The sequence below is a fragment of the Collinsella aerofaciens ATCC 25986 genome (genome assembly GCF_964237925.1).
Lineage (GTDB): Bacteria > Actinomycetota > Coriobacteriia > Coriobacteriales > Coriobacteriaceae > Collinsella > Collinsella aerofaciens_BJ.
Window position 1 is genome coordinate 1 of record NZ_CAXSKI010000040.1, and the last position, 975, is coordinate 975.

Annotated in this window: 3 protein-coding genes; all 3 read right to left on the reverse strand. The window is 72.1% G+C overall.

Going from position 1 to position 975, the window contains the following annotated elements; translation table 11 throughout:
• The coding region (locus tag ACESWY_RS10250) for a hypothetical protein (protein ID WP_373094363.1) at nt 1-392 on the reverse strand (392 nt) is incomplete at its 3' end.
• A gap of 26 nt (nt 393-418) precedes the next feature.
• Nucleotides 419-652, reverse strand: a complete 234-nt coding sequence (locus tag ACESWY_RS10255; protein ID WP_373202381.1) for a winged helix-turn-helix domain-containing protein — start codon at nt 650-652, stop codon at nt 419-421.
• Nucleotides 653-724: 72 nt separating this feature from the next.
• On the reverse strand, nt 725-975 hold a 251-nt coding region (locus ACESWY_RS10260), incomplete at its 5' end, for a response regulator transcription factor (protein ID WP_373202383.1).

The window sequence follows — 975 nt, forward strand, 5'->3', positions numbered from 1 at the left end:
CAGGCCCCGCCGCCCTTGAGCGGGAACGCGGCGTAGGTGAGGCCCGAGCCCCCGCCCTCGATCTCCACTGTGCCCGGATCCGCGGCGAGTGCCGCACGGGCCATTTCCGTCGCGTCCTCGAGCCGCGTGCCCTCGAGGTCTGTCATCAGCACGTATCCGTCCTTGTTCAGGATGAGGTAGCGGTACGCCGTCGGCACGTCCTGCTGCCCGCAGACGCCGTCGCGTGCCAGGCCCTCCGCGACCTCGCGCGCATTGGCCGGCCCCCAGCTTGCCTCGTAGACGAAGCCCGCGTTGATCGCCGCGGAGAGCGCCATGAACGAGGCGAGCCACGCCGCGGCGACCGCCGCGAACGCGTAGGCGAAGTAGCGCGCGATGACGAAGGAGAGCGGCATGCCCCCGCGACCTCGCGCCCCGGTCCTCAGAGCTGCCACTTGTACCCCATCCCCCAGACGGTCGCGATCGGATCGGCGCCGGCCTCGGAGAGTTTCCTCCGGGCGCGGCTGACCTGCATGGATATGGCCGCGTCGTCGGCGTCGCTCTCCCAGCCGAGCACCGCCTCGCGTATCTGCGCGCGGCTCATGACCTGCCCGGGGTGGCGGGCGAGGTACTCGCAGATGGCGTACTCGGTGGGCGTGAGCGCGGACGTGAACATGCATGCCTTCCACGGCCTGCCGTTTGTGGCGGCGATGGGCGTGGTGGCGTGCTCACCACCCGAACGCTGCTGTTAACCGCCGCCCACGGCGAGGCCGCGCGCCCCGAGGTCGATCCGCACCTCCCCGAAGGAGAGGGCGTGCGAGCGCGGCCGGCGCTCACGGCGTAGATGGGCCGCGACCTTGGCGCGCAGCTCCGCGGCCCCGAAGGGCTTGCGGACGTAGTCGTCGGCGCCCAGGCCGTAGCCGGCCACGGCGTCCTCCTCGGCCACGCGCGCGGTCAGGAAGATGATGGGCCCGTCGAAGTCCGGGCGGATCTGCCGCA